Origin of the sequence: Aeromonas sp. L_1B5_3, assembly GCF_963866575.1 — a bacterium.
GTDB lineage: Bacteria > Pseudomonadota > Gammaproteobacteria > Enterobacterales > Aeromonadaceae > Aeromonas > Aeromonas jandaei.
Genome location: NZ_CAWMDN010000125.1, coordinates 51,662 through 66,518 on the forward strand (window position 1 = coordinate 51,662; position 14,857 = coordinate 66,518).

12 protein-coding genes are annotated in these 14,857 nt (G+C 60.2%); 7 read left to right on the plus strand and 5 right to left on the minus strand.

Features of this window, described 5'->3' with window-relative positions; all coding sequences use genetic code 11:
- The first annotated feature begins 112 nt into the window (after nucleotides 1–112).
- The gene (locus AACR93_RS15495) at nucleotides 113–1,234 is read left to right on the plus strand and encodes an adenosylhomocysteinase (protein WP_043851246.1); all 1,122 of its coding nucleotides are present in this window, start codon (nucleotides 113–115) and stop codon (nucleotides 1,232–1,234) included.
- Between the two features lie 40 nt (nucleotides 1,235–1,274).
- The gene (locus tag AACR93_RS15500; protein WP_043851247.1) at nucleotides 1,275–1,586 is read left to right on the plus strand and encodes a SelT/SelW/SelH family protein; all 312 of its coding nucleotides are present in this window, start codon (nucleotides 1,275–1,277) and stop codon (nucleotides 1,584–1,586) included.
- Nucleotides 1,587–1,663: 77 nt separating this feature from the next.
- On the opposite strand, the gene AACR93_RS15505 is transcribed toward AACR93_RS15500, so the two are convergent.
- Both AACR93_RS15505 and pepT read right to left on the minus strand, forming a co-directional pair.
- A complete protein-coding gene (locus AACR93_RS15505) occupies nucleotides 1,664–3,376 on the minus strand; it encodes a lysophospholipid acyltransferase family protein (protein ID WP_043851248.1) in 1,713 nt (570 codons plus the stop codon).
- 143 nt (nucleotides 3,377–3,519) lie between these two features.
- Nucleotides 3,520–4,743: a peptidase T gene (pepT, locus tag AACR93_RS15510; protein ID WP_043851249.1), complete on the minus strand. Its 1,224-nt coding sequence runs from the start codon at nucleotides 4,741–4,743 to the stop codon at nucleotides 3,520–3,522.
- Nucleotides 4,744–5,709: 966 nt separating this feature from the next.
- Between pepT and speA the strand changes: the two genes are divergently transcribed.
- On the plus strand, nucleotides 5,710–7,611 hold the full coding sequence (gene speA / locus AACR93_RS15515; RefSeq protein WP_043851250.1) for a biosynthetic arginine decarboxylase: 1,902 nt from the start codon (nucleotides 5,710–5,712) through the stop codon (nucleotides 7,609–7,611).
- A 269-nt stretch (nucleotides 7,612–7,880) separates the two neighbouring features.
- A complete protein-coding gene (locus AACR93_RS15520; RefSeq protein ID WP_033115019.1) occupies nucleotides 7,881–8,069 on the plus strand; it encodes a hypothetical protein in 189 nt (62 codons plus the stop codon).
- Nucleotides 8,070–8,119: 50 nt separating this feature from the next.
- On the opposite strand, the gene AACR93_RS15525 is transcribed toward AACR93_RS15520, so the two are convergent.
- The 3 genes from AACR93_RS15525 to AACR93_RS15535 form a co-directional block, all read right to left on the minus strand.
- Entirely contained in the window at nucleotides 8,120–8,410 is a 291-nt protein-coding gene (locus AACR93_RS15525; protein WP_043851251.1) for a hypothetical protein, read from the minus strand.
- A 275-nt stretch (nucleotides 8,411–8,685) separates the two neighbouring features.
- Nucleotides 8,686–10,692 (minus strand): methyl-accepting chemotaxis protein, encoded by a 2,007-nt coding sequence (locus AACR93_RS15530; protein ID WP_043851252.1) that lies wholly within the window; start codon nucleotides 10,690–10,692, stop codon nucleotides 8,686–8,688.
- A 191-nt stretch (nucleotides 10,693–10,883) separates the two neighbouring features.
- Complete coding sequence (locus tag AACR93_RS15535; RefSeq protein ID WP_043851253.1) at nucleotides 10,884–12,179, minus strand: amino acid permease; 1,296 nt, start codon at nucleotides 12,177–12,179, stop codon at nucleotides 10,884–10,886.
- Nucleotides 12,180–12,430: 251 nt separating this feature from the next.
- On the opposite strand from AACR93_RS15535, the gene AACR93_RS15540 reads away from it, so the two are divergent.
- The 3 genes from AACR93_RS15540 (at nucleotide 12,431) to AACR93_RS15550 (ending at nucleotide 14,845) form a co-directional block, all read left to right on the plus strand.
- Nucleotides 12,431–12,814 (plus strand): Rid family detoxifying hydrolase, encoded by a 384-nt coding sequence (locus tag AACR93_RS15540; protein WP_033115021.1) that lies wholly within the window; start codon nucleotides 12,431–12,433, stop codon nucleotides 12,812–12,814.
- Between the two features lie 22 nt (nucleotides 12,815–12,836).
- Nucleotides 12,837–14,126 (plus strand): L-cysteine desulfidase family protein, encoded by a 1,290-nt coding sequence (locus tag AACR93_RS15545; protein ID WP_043851254.1) that lies wholly within the window; start codon nucleotides 12,837–12,839, stop codon nucleotides 14,124–14,126.
- Between the two features lie 65 nt (nucleotides 14,127–14,191).
- On the plus strand, nucleotides 14,192–14,845 hold the full coding sequence (locus AACR93_RS15550) for a helix-turn-helix transcriptional regulator (protein WP_033115023.1): 654 nt from the start codon (nucleotides 14,192–14,194) through the stop codon (nucleotides 14,843–14,845).
- Nucleotides 14,846–14,857: the final 12 nt, after the last annotated feature.

Sequence of the window (14,857 nt, forward strand, 5' to 3'; positions counted from 1 at the left end):
TTTAAGATAAAAAGGATTTTCACTTATCTGGACACACACAGAACCCGGCTGCGCCGGGTTCTGTTTGCTTGCTTTGCAGCACACATTTTGGGGCAAATTAAGGAGGCCACAGTTGCGCAGTCAAGGATCTGAGCATCTGTTTTTTCGCCATTTCACCGGGCAGGGCCGTATCGAAGGTCTCTGCATTCTGCTGGTTACCCACCTGCTTCCTGATCGTCCCCGTTTCATCGAGGCTCTCAGCCAGATTGGCCGTATCGGCGCCATCCTGCCCAAACCCAAATCGGTACACGGCCCGACCCTGGAGTGGGTCTCCCGTCACTATCCGGTCGTACCACTCAATCGCCAGTGGACCAACTGTCCGCAGGGCGTCATCGAGCAGATCGCGCCGCTGGTGGCCCCCCATGAGAGGCTGTTGATCCTCGATATCGGTGGCTACTTTGCTACGACTCAGGTGACCCTCAGCGAATACTTTGGCCCCCGTCTGCTCGGGGTGGTGGAGATGACCGAAAACGGCCATCAGCGCTATGAGCAGGAGGTGCTGGCGACCCCGGTGGTCTCGGTGGCGCGCAGCCCCCTGAAACAGGCCGAGGATATCCAGATTGGTCTGAGCGTGGTCTACTCCGCCGAGTCGCTGGCCCGCAATCTCAACCGTACCTTCAACGTCTGCGAGGCGGCGCTGTTTGGCTATGGCAAGGTGGGGCGCAGCATCGCGCGCGACCTGCGCTGTCGCAACCTTCACCTCGGGTTGGTAGAGACCGACGTATTGCGTCAGGTGGAGGCGCTCTCCCACGGTTTTCGTCTCATCAGCAAGGCGGAGGCCCTGAGCCGCGCCGAGCTGGTGATCTGCTCCACCGGCAACGGTTCGCTCGATCTGGCGGATCTGCAACTGCTGCGCCCCGGCACCATGGTCGCCTCGGTCACCTCCGCCGACGACGAGTTCGCCTTCTCGCTAGCCCAGCTGCCCTGGCCGACGGAGGAGGTGTGCCCCCATGTGCTGGCCCTCAACCGGCCCGATGGCACCCAGATCTATCTGCTCAACCGGGGCGAGGCGGTCAATTTCGTCCATGGCGCCGTCATTGGCGAATACGTCTATCTGGTGCTGGCTGAGATCATGGAGGGGATCCGCATGCTGGCCGCCGGTCCGCTGGCGCCCGGCCTGTTCGAGCTGCCGGAGTCCACCATGCGCACCATCGCCCGTTACTGGCTGGCCGACTTCCACGGGGTCGAGCAGTGAGCTACCCTGCTCCCTTTCGATGCCCTTGATGGAGAACCGCATGAGCGACATGACCCTTTCCCCAGTTAAACCGCGGATCGAGATCCGCTACTGCACTCTCTGCCGCTGGATGCTGCGCGCTGCATGGCTGGCGCAGGAGCTGCTCTCCACCTTCGACAGCGAGCTGGGCGAGGTGGCGCTGGTGCCCGCCAGCAAAGGGGAGTTCCGCATTCTGGTGGACGGTGTGCTGGTGTGGGATCGGGTGGTCGATGACGGCTTCCCCGAGGCCAAGGAGATCAAGCAGCGGGTGCGCGATGTCATCGCACCCGAGCGGGATCTGGGTCACTCGGATCGCAAACCTGCTGCCGAGTAAGAGTGGATTGCCGGACAAGATGAGAGAGGGAGGCGCTGGCCTCCCTCTCTTTTTCATTTGTTGCCCGTCAGCTTCGGCTATTCGCCGGTTATCGTGCTGGCGAGGGGGCCGATATAGCGTGCCTGTTTGTGGGGCTTGATGCGGCTCACATCGACCCACACCAGCCCGTCGATGCAGTGGTTGAAGTCGGGGTCGATGCCAAAGTCCATGAACTGGACGCCGCCCGGTTCGCACAGCTCGGAGTACTGCTTGTAGAGGGTGGGAATGGCGCAACCCAGATTGCCGAGACGCTCCTTGAGCTCCTTGAGGTCGACGCCGTAGTCGAGACCGGTAAACAGCGCTGGCGTGGCGGGATAGGGGCGGCGGGAGGGGGCGAGCGCCAGCTCGGGGGCAAAGTGCTGGCGGTAGAAGCTCACCAGCAGATCCTTGGCCTGCGGTGGCAGGCTGCCGGAGAGCGACACCGGGCCAAACAGGTAGCGGTAGCGAGGATAACGGGCCAGATAGGCGCCGATGCCGAACCAGAGATAATCGAGCCCCCGTTTGCCCCAGTAGGCGGGCTGGATAAAGCTGCGGCCAAGCTCGATGGCAAGCTCCAGCCGTGGCAGCAGCTTCTCTTCAAAGCCGAACAGGGTGTGGCTGTAGAGACCGCCAAGCCCCTTGCTGGCCAGCAGCTCGGCCACCGGCGCGAAGCGGTAGGCGCCGATGATGTCGAGCCGGGCAGGATCCCAGAGGATAAGGTGGTGGTAGTCATCATCGAAGGGGTCGAGATCCCGTCTTTTGCCCGAACCTTCCCCCACTGCGCGAAAGGCGATCTCCCGCAGCCGACCCAGTTCGCGCAGGATCACCGAGTGGCTCGCCTCGTGGCGGCGGTAGAGGTAGATCCCCTGTCCATCCGGGGTGGTGCCGAGCAGCTCGCAGCTTTCGATGGCCTGTTTGAGCTGGCGACGATCCTCCGGCAGGGCGATGGGGGCTTCGGTCTGCAGTCGTCCCGGCTTGCCGCAGCCAATCCGGTAGAGGTGGCTGCGCACCAGTTTTGCCGCGCTCTTGGCTGGCAGCTCCTGAAAGCCGGTGACCGGGATGCGCGCCCCTATGGTGAGCGGCAGGATCTGCCCCTGCTGGCGAAACAGCTGGCGCACCAGCAGCAGGGCTGAGGCGGGTTTGTTGAGCCAGGAGGCGAGATAGAAGGCGACGCTGTTGCGCCCTCCCACGTGGATGGGTACCAACGGGGTGGCGGTGCGTTTGGCCAGCTTGATAAAACCGCCCTGCCAGGGGCCATCCTTGATTCCGCCGGGGCCGAGGCGCGACACTTCGCCGGCGGGGAAGATCACCAGCGCCCCCTCTCTGGCAAGATGATCCCCCATGGCCAGAATGGCCTGCCGGTCGGTCTTGCCCTCCATGTTGTCTACCGGCAGCAGCAGGGGACGCAGCGGCGCGAGTTGGGCCAGCAAGCGGTTGGCAACGATTTTCACATCGGGGCGGATGCGGCCGAGCAGGCGCAGCAATGCCAGCCCGTCGATGGAGCCGATGGGGTGATTGGCAACGATAATGACCCGGCCACTGGCGGGAATGTGCTCCAGCTGCGCCTCGTTCACCCGGCAATCTACCGCCAGCTCCGCCAGCACCTGCTCGACAAAGTCGAGCCCGCGCAGGTGAGGATGGCGCAGGGCAAAGTCGTTAAAGGCGGGTTCGTTGAGCAGCCAGCCAAGGGCTCGTTTGCCGAGGCTGGCCAGCCGGGGATGGCCATTGAGGCGCGGGAAGTGCTGGGCAAGCAGGGTATCGATAGTGAACATCTGGGGGCTCCGGCGATCCTTTGCCCCCAGCATGGCGGGTTACTGTTCCCGGCAGATGTCGACCGGATGACAGTTTGATGGCAAAGAGGGGGGCCGGTTAAGCTGCTCCCCTCTTGGTTGTCACTGTGGTGACGATGGCCGGTTTAGCCGCGCCAGGCCGAGGTGAGGCGCACCAGCTCGACCAGGGTGGCGACCGCTTTTTCCATGGATTGCAGCGGGATGAACTCGTGCTTGCCGTGGAAGTTGTGACCACCGGTAAAGATGTTGGGGCAGGGCAGACCCATAAAGGAGAGGCGGGCGCCATCGGTACCACCGCGAATGGGTTTGATCTTGGGCACCACGTCGGCGGCCTCCATGGCGGTGCGAGCCAGCTCGACGATATGCATGTGCGGCTCGATTTGGCTGCGCATATTGCGATAGCTGTCGGTCAGGGTCAGCTCGATGCGCGCCTTGGGATGCCCGGCCTGCATGGCGGCCACCCGGCTCTCCATCAAGGCCTTGCGCTCGGCGAAACGCTGGTCGTCAAAGTCGCGGATGATGTAGTGCAGAGTGCTCTCCTCCACGGTGCCGTTCATCTGGGCCAGATGGAAGAAGCCCTCATATCCCTCGGTGCACTCCGGGGTCTCGTCGGCCGGCATGGCGGCGTGGAAGCGGGCGGCCAGGGTCTGGCTATTGATCATGCTCCCCTTGGCGGTGCCGGGGTGGACGTTGTTGCCGACGAAGCGGATGTTGGCGCTGGCGGCGTTGAAGTTCTCGAACTCCAGCTCGCCCAGCTCACCACCATCGACGGTGTAGGCCCACTTGGCCGGGAATCGGTCGAGCGGGAACAGGTTGGCGCCACGGCCAATCTCTTCGTCCGGGGTAAAGCCGACCCAGACATCGCCCCGCGGGATCTCGGGGTGCGCCTGCAGATGGTCGATGGCGCTGAGGATTTCGGCGATACCCGCCTTGTCGTCGGCGCCCAGCAGGGTCGTGCCGTCGGTGGTGATGAGGTCCTGCCCCAGATAGTTTTTCAGGAAGCGGTAGTCACGGATGGCGAGCACCTCGTCACCCTTGCCAAGACAGATATCGCCGCCCTGATAGTTCTCGATGATCTGCGGCACCACGTGCTCGGCTTCATAATCGGCAGTGTCCATGTGGGCAATAAGGCCGATGGCGGGAGCATCCGGCTGGTTGCCCGGCAGGCAGCCGGTGAGGTAGCCGTGCTCATCCAGAGTGACCTGGGTCAACCCCAGCGCTTCCATCTCTTCTTGCAGGGCGCGGGCGAAGATCAGTTGTCCCTCGCTGCTCGGGCAGGCGGGATTGGTCTCGTCAGAGCGGGTATGAAAAGTCACGTAACGCAAAAAACGCTCAAGCAGGGTATCCATTAATCAGCCTCCGGTTGTGAACGCTCATTTTGCGCCAATCCAGCCCCACCACTCATTGCGTCAGCGCAGGTTTTTTCCATTTTTTGCCTTGGTCCTACCAGCGGGCACAAGCACAGCTGCTGCCGGTTTACTGCGCATAAAAGTCGCCACTTCGGGGATTTTTAATCATGGTCGGCAGCGGGGTGTTTGGCCTGCAAGTCACGCATCACAAGGGCTGCCTCTTTGGAGGGGGAAAAGCGACTCTTTTCAGCGCGCATAACGGGGTGGGGCGATCATGCGCTATCCCAGCCCCCGCCTGCCCGCCAGCAAGATTTGAGTGGCTTATTAAAAGCGGATTTTGAGCACTATTTTTTATTGTCACCGCCCGCGGTAAGTGTGTACACTCCGCGCCGATCCGAAGGTAACCCTGAAGCAGGCAGAGCCGCCAGAAACCGGAAGGATCATACGCCTATAGGGCGAGGCACGCAGAAACGACAGACACTGCTGGGGAATGGTTTCTTTAATACCGGTTAGGCTCCGGTATCAGGGAGAACAACAGACACTCATCTTTCTTTTGACCGAGTGGGCCAACGGCTCATCATCTTCCCTTGTCATGGGCGGTCACTGGATATGAGCTGGGCTGTGGTTGTTGTCGTCTATCAACACGCATGCGTGCTGGCGCCTTCGCTTCTCTTCCTTGGAACCCTCTCCTGCTGTCGTGATGGCTGCCGAATGATGAACGGACGACGTGGCTGATGTCGTTTGTCATCAAAGTACCGCGGCGCAACGTAACGTAGCACCGCATACCGTTGAGCTTGATGTAAAGCCACCAGCCCCACATCAAGACTCGTTACTTCCCAAGATCCACCAGGCAGCCTCTGGCTTGCCGCGATGTGCAAAGCGCAACACTGCTTTGTACAAGATGGTCTGGATGTGATTGAGGGTAACGAAGGCGACTTCCCGTCGCTCATTTGCGAGGCATAGCCCATGACTAACTGGTCCAGCAAGGACTCCTTGAAGGTCTACAACGTTCCCTACTGGGGTGCGGGTTTTTTCAATATCAATGACGCCGGTCATGTGACCGTTGCTCCCGACAAGTCACGCCCTGACGCACAGATCGTGCTTTCTGACGCCATCGAACAGTTGCGCCAGTCCGGGCTGACCACCCCCGTGCTGCTGCGCTTCCCCGACATCCTCAAGAGTCGGGTCGATGCGCTGTTCAATGCCTTCGGTCAGGCCATCGAAAAGTCAGGCTATGAAGGGGACTACCTCTGCGTTTACCCGATCAAGGTAAACCAGCAGCGTCGTGTCATCGAGACCATCAGCCAGTCCTACAGCGACAAGCCCCGGCTTGGCCTGGAAGCTGGTTCCAAACCGGAACTGCTGGCCGTGCTTTCCCATCACCATGAGCAAGGCTCGGTGATCGTCTGCAACGGTTACAAAGACCGCGAATATATCCGCCACGCTCTGCTCGGCAACCTGATGGGCCACAAGGTCTACATCGTGGTAGAGAAGCCCTCCGAGCTGGAGATGGTGCTGGACGAGTCAGCTCGTCTCAACATCAAGCCCAATATCGGCGTACGCGCCAAGCTCGCCTCCACCGGCTCCGGCATGTGGGAATCGAGCGGCGGCTCCATGTCCAAATTCGGTCTGTCAGCCTCCCAGATCCTGGCGCTGATCGAGCGTCTGCGCAGTGTCGGCAAGCTGGATTGTCTGCAACTGTTGCACTTCCATCTGGGCTCCCAGATCGCCAACATCCGCGACATTCAGGGCGGTATCCGCGAGTGCGGCCGTTTCTACGCCGAACTGCGTCGTCTCGGTGCCAACATCGAAGTCGTTGACGTCGGTGGCGGCCTGGGTGTGGACTACGAGGGAACCCGTTCCCAGAGCCACTGCTCCGCCAACTACAGCCTCTCCGAGTACGCCAATAACGTGGTATGGGGCATCGGCGATGTCTGCCGCGAGTTCGACCTGCCGCACCCGACCATCATCAGCGAGTCTGGCCGTGCCCTGACCGCTCACCACGCCGTTCTGGTCACCAACATAATTGGTGCCGAAGGGGTGGAGATGAACGACATCAGCGCGCCGGGCGAAGATGCGCCGACCATTCTGCAGAACATGTGGAAAGGGTGGCAGGATCTGAGCGGTGAAGATCCCTCCCTGCTGGAGATCTTCCACGACTCGGTAGCCGATCTGGCTGACGTCAACACCCAGTACACCATGGGGCTGCTCAACCTCGAACAGCGTGCCTGGGCCGAGATGCTGCATCAGAACACCTGTCTGGCGCTCAAAGAGCTGCTCAATCCGGTCAACCGCAACCACCGTGCGCTGGCTGACGAACTGAGTGAAAAGCTGGCTGACAAGTGCTTTGCCAACTTCTCCCTGTTCCAGTCCCTGCCGGATGCCTGGGGTATCGGTCAGGTATTCCCGGTGATGCCGCTCTCCGGTCTCGAGCGTCCGCTCAGCCGTCGCGGCATCCTGATGGATATCACCTGTGACTCCGACGGTCAGGTCGAGCACTACGTCGACGGTCTGGGGGTCGAGAGCACCCTGCCGATGCCGGTTTACGGCGAGAACGAAGAGTGCCACGTCGGCTTCTTCCTGGTGGGTGCCTATCAGGAGATCCTGGGCGATCTGCACAACCTGTTCGGTGACACCCACTGCGCAGAAGTGTGGCTGGACGAAGAGGGCAAGATGGACATTCGCAACGTGGTGCGCGGCGATACCGTCGACCAGCTGCTGCGTTACGTCAACATCGACCCGTCCGTGATCCGCGAGAACTATCAGCGGATCGCTTCCCACCCGGCGTTGGACGACGCAACCCGCAAAGCCCTGCTCGACGAGCTGGAGCTGGGTCTGCAAGGCTACGCCTATCTGGAAGACGAATAAGCCTTTTGGCTTGCCCCTCGCTTTGGCGGGGTGATGAAAAAACGGCGCCTGCGGGCGCCGTTTTTGTTGTGGAACGCCCGCAATGCTGTCGCGGGGCTTTCCCCATCTTCATTCGGATAGCAATGGGCCACTCCGGGCCGTGCAGGCCACAGATCCGGCAGATATCTGCGGTTGTCAGCCGCTTCTCTTGATCTGCATCAAGTGTGATCCGCGGCGGTTACTTTACGGTCAGAAGTGATGTTGTGGAGATGTAACAAAAGGATGTGAATATGGAACTGGAAAGGGATCCGAGGTGCTATACCGACGTCTGCATCAATGGTAAGTGGTATCACTACGACCACTGCAGCACCAATGTCTACATGCTGATGGGGGGCGCGGCCCCATGTCTGCAGCTTGCTTATGAGCCGAGCAGCGAAGAGGAGCTTATCGAGATGCTCCGCCAGCTGGCCTGTTGCTAAACCAGTGGCCATCGCGTCTGTGGTCGCGATGGCCAATCCTTCTTTAACGATTAATGGCCCGAGTTGCGGCCAAATACTCTCTTGCCCATCTCCAGCAGTGCGACGGCAAAGCCGTAGCTGCTGTCTGATTTGCCTATTTCATCGGCCACGTAGAGGAAGTTGGAGCGGTACTTCTCCACCGCCTCTTGCGGACTCCGGGCATCGATAAAATCCTCCTCGACTTCAAATCCCTGCGCCAGTAGCGCCTCTTTTTCTGGCAGAAAGGTGGGGGAGGCCATGTCAATAAAGGTGTACTGCTGCCGGTTGGAGTCGGGCATGGTGAAAAACTGGTACTTCGCCATCTGCGATACCTCGCCTGAACGGGTTTGTCGTGATGTGACCTTCCGCGGGTTGAACTGCTTTTCCACTTTCTTGCCGGTATCTTGTACTTGTGCAGGAAGGAGGTAGCGTTCGACTCTTTTTATTGCATCCGAGCTTACTCTGGCGGCACTCTTGCGCGCAACAGCGATGACGGTTTTTGCATCACCCCGCTCGGGGTTAGCGGGGTAGAAGCAGAGCATAAAAAACCAGCCCGACGAGGCTGGTTTTAACTGATGGCTGACCCGATCAGGCCGGTTTAGAGGATGAAGCTCTGCACCATGCTGCGCAATTGCTCGGTAAGCTGGTGGATCTGGCGGGCGGCATCGCGGGCGGCGTTGGCTACTTGCAGCGCCTCGTCGCTGCCATCCGAGATGCGCACCACGTTGCGTTCGATCTCGTTGACCACGGCGCCCTGCTGTTCGATGGCGCTGGCGATGATGGCATTGGTATCGACCATCCGATCCACCTTCTCGGTGATGGCGCCAAAAGCGTGTTGGGCTTCCTTGGCCAGACCGACCCCCTCCTGCGCTTCGCGGCTGGCGGCAGACATGGCATTGACCGAGGCACGGGCGCCGGATTGCAGCTGTTCAATCATCTGCTGGATCTCGACGGTGGCCCCCTGGGTGCGACTGGCTAGCGAGCGTACTTCATCGGCTACCACGGCGAAGCCGCGTCCCTGTTCTCCCGCCCGGGCCGCCTCGATGGCGGCGTTGAGTGCCAGCAGGTTGGTCTGCTCGGCGATACCTCGGATCACGCTGATGACGCCGCCAATCTGGCTGCACTGCTGCTCCAGCTGACCAATGCTCTCGGCGGTGCGCAGTACTTCGCGGTTGATATGGTCGATCGCCTTGATAGTGCGATCGACCACTGCCTCGCCCTGACCCACCACCAGCTGGGCTTCCTGAGTCATGCGGGCAGCTTGCAAGGCGTTGCCCGCCATGTCTTGTGACGTGGCAGCCAGCTCCTTGATGGCGGTGGCCACCTGATGGGTCTCCCCTTGCTGGGCGGCGATCACCTCCTGAGAGCGGCAGGTGCGATCCTCAATCTCGGTGGCGCTCTCCACCACGGTGACGCCGTTTTCACGTACCCGCCGCATCAGAGTGCGCAGGGTCTCCAGGGTGACGTTGTAATCCCGACTGATGGCGGCCAGCTCATCCTGACCGACAATCTCGATGTGCTGGCTGAGATCCTGGGCGTTGACCCGGGCGGCGATCTCCCGTACTCGGCCAACGGTGTCGCGCAGGGAGAGATAGGCGCCGATCATCAGGTAGATATAGAGCAACAGGATGGCGGTCAGTGGCGCCGTGACCCACCAGAAATGGCGCTGGTTGGCTGCCATGCGTTGATGCAGGTCGGCTTCCAGCCGCTGGCGCACCTGGCCTGCCAGCTTGGTGATGGTGTTGTCGAGCCCATCTCCCAGCGCCAGCACCTCCTTGGTTGAGAGCTGTACCAGCTGATCCTTCATCATCTTGTTTTCCATGGTATCGACCCCCTGACGCACCTGTTGCAGCAGGGTATCGGTCTGCTGGCCCAGCTCGGCGCGATAGGCGGGTTCAATCTGGTAGAGCAGGGTCAGATCGGCTTCCAGCTCCTGCAGGGTGGCGTTGATGAGGTCAAGGCGAAAGCGCAGACCGCTGTACCCTTCCGCCTGAAACAGGCCAAAGTCGGCAATAGTGGCGGCGCGATCCCGCACCTGAGCCAGCAGGTCGCGCAGTTGCGGTAGCCGTTCGCTGGTGAGGATCACCATGTAATAGGTGCCGAGCGCCGGATCCTGGATCAGGCTGCTGGCGGCGGTGATGTTCTTGTAGAGGTGGCGCACTTCGGTCAGTAGCTTGTCGTGGCGCAGATTGCTCTGATCAACCTCCAGCTTGCTCCCTTCGCTCTGCAGGGCAGCCCACCCCTGTTTGAGGGCGTCGAAAGCGGGATTTTCCTGACGAGTATCGGCAAAGGCGCGCAGGCTATCGTCTACGGCTTGGGCGGCGGCTTTAACCTTATCCTCTCCCACCGGGTTCTGTTCGTAGGCGTGCTGGGTGACCAGATTGCGGTGGGTCAGCAGCGCCTGCTCGATGGCGGGCACGGGGGCCAGATTGATGACACCGGCCAGCTCCTTGCGGGCCTGTTCGTTGTCATCCTGCAGCCGTCCCAGCAGATTGGCCATGCTGTAGGCCAGCGGCAGCAGCATCAGACAGGACCAGAGCAGAAATTTGTATTTGAAAGAGAGCTGGTTCCCCAGCCTGATAGCCGGGTTGAAAATCCATTTCATATGAGGCCTCGATACCCGAAAAGACGGGTGCATGCGGTTATGTCTGAATATTACTCCTCGCCGCAGCACTTCGGTCAGGGAGAGGGGGAAGTTGTGATCCCCTTGGCTTTTTGTTCTTTGCCAGCTCAATAGCAATGAAAACGGGCCACCCGAAGGTGACCCGTCTGTTGGCTGTCTGGTTATCTGGCTACTCAGTTGAACGCCAGGAAGGGCGAGACACAGAGCAGCAGGCCGGTGACGATGATGATGTAGAGGGACGTGCCCTTGTACTTGTGCAGCGCCGGTACCTGATAGACCAGATAGGCCGGGATGAGGCAACCCACCATGCCGAAGATGGGGCTGCAGATGGAGGTGAAGCTCAGCACCGGTGCGTTGAGCACGATGGCACCCCAGGAGAGCATGACGGTGAACACCATGATCCCTTTGCCCACCAATCCCTTGTTGATGCGGTTGTCCGGCAACACCCGGCGCAGCAGGTTCATTGCCAGCCCCTGACAGGCTTCACGAAAGCCCAGATAGACGCCGAAGTAGGCGGTCATTACCGCAAAGATGTTGAGGGTCAGGCTGAGCAGCTTGAGGGTCTGGCCGGGCATCCCCTGTGCCACCATCGCCAGCGCGGAGATGTTCTCCTCGGAGGCTTTGACCGCCTGATCGTGACCCATGGCCAGGGTGAAGGAGACTGCGTAGAAGAACACCACCACAAACAGGATGCCGAAGGCGATATTCATGGCGCGCATCGCCTTGAAGCGGGCCACCTCCAGCGACTTCTCCCGCGAGCGGTAGGAGATCACCATGGGGCTCAGGCTCTGGATAAAGAGGATGGAGGTGAGGGTGAAGGGGAGCATGATGATGGCATCCTTCATCCAGTCACCGGCGGCGGGCATGGCGGTGATGTTGGCCGCATCCCACTTGTCTACCATCATCAGGCCGAGCACGGCCACCACGCTGATCTTGGTCAGCACCATAAAGGTGGAGATCTTGAATAGCAGGTTTTCGCCGCGCGAGGCCAGCGCCACCAGACCGCAAATCAGCACCAGACCGTAGAGGGGATTTTCCGAGAGCAGGCCGTCGGTGACGCCGAAGCTCTGCAGGAAGGAGGCGCTGTCGTTGGTGATGGCGGTGGAGTAGACAAAGACCCAGATCACCAGCATCACGAAGTAGAGGGCGCCGAGCAGCACACCCCAGTTCTTGCCAAGGTAGCCGGTGATGACGCTGGGGTAATCCTTGCATTCGGGTGAGGTGGCCAGGGTATTGATAAAGAGGCGCTGGAACATATACATGGCCGGATAGCCTATTACCGCCGAGAGCAGAAAGACCCACAAGCCCATCAGACCCACCTGTACCGGCAGGAACACGATCCCCGCGCCGATGGCCATGCCGATGCTCATGATGATCCAGCCCCAGTCGGTGCTGTCGAAGCGAACCGCCTCTTTCCATTCCAGGGTGCCCATCACGGGGCTGGCGAGTGTAGTACTATGCGCGTCCATTAAAACCTTCTTTTTTGTAGGGATGTGGGAAAGCGGCGCAAATATAGTTGAATGAATGCGTTGCAAACAATGCGTCCGCGCTCTCTTTTATTCAAATCAGGAGGGTGATCACGGTTTACTATGAGACCTAAAGATGCCTTTTTACGCCATTTTTCTATCTTTTTGTTGAATGGATAAACTAAAAAGCAAATAATGTTGAGCGAAAGTAGAGCTATAAATGCAAAAATAATTGCAATTACGGAGTGGGTAATATGAAAAAAATCATCACTGCGGCCTCGGCTCCCGACGCCATCGGACCTTACAGCCATGGCACTGCCTATGGCGACCTCATCTTTACCTCCGGCCAGCTGCCGGTGTGCAAACAGCAGGGCGGCGTGGTTGCCGGCGGTATTGAGGCACAGAGTCGTCAGGCACTCGAAAACCTGAAAGCGGTGCTGGAGGCGGGCGGCGGCTCGCTGGAGACAGTCCTCAAGACTACCTGCTATCTCGCCGAGATCAGCGATTTTGCCGCGTTTAACGAGGTTTACAAAGCCTATTTCCAGAAAGATTGTCCGGCGCGCAGCTGCTTCGCGGTGAAGGATCTGCCGATGGGCGTCAAGGTTGAAGTGGAAGCGATCGCCCATATCGCTCGTTAACGGATAGAGAAAGGTTCAATCAATGAAACAAGCGTGGCAGCAGTATCTGCAGATTATTCAACAGGTTGTCAAACCGGCGCTGGGCTGTACCGAGCCTATCGCCGCCGCTTATGCCGCCGCAGTTGCCGCCCGGCAACTGGGCTGCGCACCGCGTCGTATCGAGGTGGCGGTGTCGGATAATCTCTACAAGAACTCGATGGGTGTCTATGTGCCGGGTACCGGCAAGATTGGTCTGGCGATCGCCGCCGCAGCCGGCGCCCTCGGTGGCAATGCCGATGGCGGACTGGAGGTGCTGGCCGCCATCACCGCAGATCAGGTGGCCCGTGCCCAGGCCCTGATCGATGCCGGTGGCGTGCTGGTCAGCCGCACCGCGGCCCCCGAGTTTATCTTCTGCCGCGTGACTGTTTATGGCTCTGATGAAAACGGTGAAGAGCACAGCGCCGAAGTGACCCTGTGCGGCGGCCATACCCGCATCGTCGAGCAGCGTCGCGATGGCGAGGTGACCTTCACCGCCGATCAGAGTCAGAGCGGGGCCACCGGCGCCATCTGCGATGGCGTGGATATCAGCATCGCTGCCATCTATGAGTTCGCCACCCAGGTGGAGTTCGAGCAGATCAGGTTCATCCTCAAGGCCTCCGAACTCAACGGCAAGCTCTCTGCCGAGGGGATGAACAACCCCTATGGTCTCGAGATTGGTCGTACCATGCAGCAGAACATCGATGCCGGCCTTATCGGCGAGGATGTGATGAACCGCATCGTGATGATGACGGCGGCTGCCTCCGATGCCCGCATGGGGGGGGCGACCCTGCCGGCGATGAGCAACTTTGGCAGCGGCAACCAGGGCATCGCGGCCACCATTCCGGTGATGGTGATTGCCGAGCGCTATGGCGCCAGTGAAGAACAGCTGGCTCGCGCCCTCATCATGAGCCATCTGGGCGCCATCTATATCAAGTCCCACTATCCGCCGCTGTCGGCCTTCTGCGGCAATACCGTGACCAGCGCGGCAGCCGCCATGGCCATGGTCTATCTCGCTGGTGGCAGCTTCGAGCAATCCTGCTTCGCCATCCAGAACGTGCTGAGCGACAGTGCCGGCATGGTGTGTGACGGAGCCAAAGCCTCCTGCGCCATGAAGGTGAGCACCTCCTCCGGTGCGGCGGTACGTGGCTTCCTGATGGCGCTTAACAGCCACTCGGTGTCGGGGCAGGGGATTGTTTCCGACAACGTGGATCAGACCATTCGCAACGTGGGTCAGATGGTGAAGGACGGCATGTCTGCCACAGACAGCACCATTATTGATATCATGTCCGCCTGAGTGTCCCTGTCGGCTGCTGCCCGGCGTCCATCGCCCGGCAGCAGCCCTTGCAAGAAGGTCCGAATGTGAAGCTGCAAGAGTTGAGTCAGAACGATTTCCAGATCCTCAAGTCGATGGAGATCATCGTGGATGGCATCGCCGCCATGTATGGTCAGCACACCGAGGTGCTGCTCCACAGTCTGGATGTGCGCAACCCCTCGATCATCAAGATTGCCAACGGTCATATCACCGGCCGCAGTGTCGGCGCCCCCATCACCAACCTGGCGATGATCAAGCTCAAGAGTGGGCAGGATATCTCCAACCCCTACATGACCAAATGTGCGACCGGCAAGACCCTGCGTTCGCTCACTACCGTCATCCGCAACGGGGAGCACAAGGCGATCGGACTGCTCTGCATCAACACCGACATGGATGCCCCGCTGCAATCCGTGTTGCGTGCCATGATGCCCGAGTGCATGCATGCCAGCGAGAACCACGCTACCCCCGAGGTGTTTGCCCGCAACATCGACGAAGCGCTCAACAGCACCATAGATACTGTCAGCGCCGAGGTGCGCGGTAACGAAGCCGTACCCCCTTCCCAGAAGACCCGGGTTATCGTTAACCAGTTGCACGACATGGGGATCTTCGAGCTTAAAGACAGTGCCCAGATCGCAGCGCGCCAGCTCGGCATCTCGGTTCACTCCATCTACCGCTACCTGCGGGAGATCAAGAAGGGGTAGGTGCATGACACC

Bases quoted from the DNA above. Each gene is read 5' to 3' on its own strand.
- speA (WP_043851250.1), top strand. From the start codon at position 5,710: ATGACTAACTGGTCCAGCAAGGACTCCTTGAAGGTCTACAACGTTCCC.
- pepT (WP_043851249.1), bottom strand. From the start codon at position 4,743: ATGGATACCCTGCTTGAGCGTTTTTTGCGTTACGTGACTTTTCATACC.
- AACR93_RS15520 (WP_033115019.1), top strand. From the start codon at position 7,881: ATGGAACTGGAAAGGGATCCGAGGTGCTATACCGACGTCTGCATCAAT.
- AACR93_RS15540 (WP_033115021.1), top strand. From the start codon at position 12,431: ATGAAAAAAATCATCACTGCGGCCTCGGCTCCCGACGCCATCGGACCT.
- AACR93_RS15530 (WP_043851252.1), bottom strand. From the start codon at position 10,692: ATGAAATGGATTTTCAACCCGGCTATCAGGCTGGGGAACCAGCTCTCT.
- AACR93_RS15525 (WP_043851251.1), bottom strand. From the start codon at position 8,410: ATGGCGAAGTACCAGTTTTTCACCATGCCCGACTCCAACCGGCAGCAG.
- AACR93_RS15500 (WP_043851247.1), top strand. From the start codon at position 1,275: ATGAGCGACATGACCCTTTCCCCAGTTAAACCGCGGATCGAGATCCGC.
- AACR93_RS15545 (WP_043851254.1), top strand. From the start codon at position 12,837: ATGAAACAAGCGTGGCAGCAGTATCTGCAGATTATTCAACAGGTTGTC.
- AACR93_RS15505 (WP_043851248.1), bottom strand. From the start codon at position 3,376: ATGTTCACTATCGATACCCTGCTTGCCCAGCACTTCCCGCGCCTCAAT.
- AACR93_RS15535 (WP_043851253.1), bottom strand. From the start codon at position 12,179: ATGGACGCGCATAGTACTACACTCGCCAGCCCCGTGATGGGCACCCTG.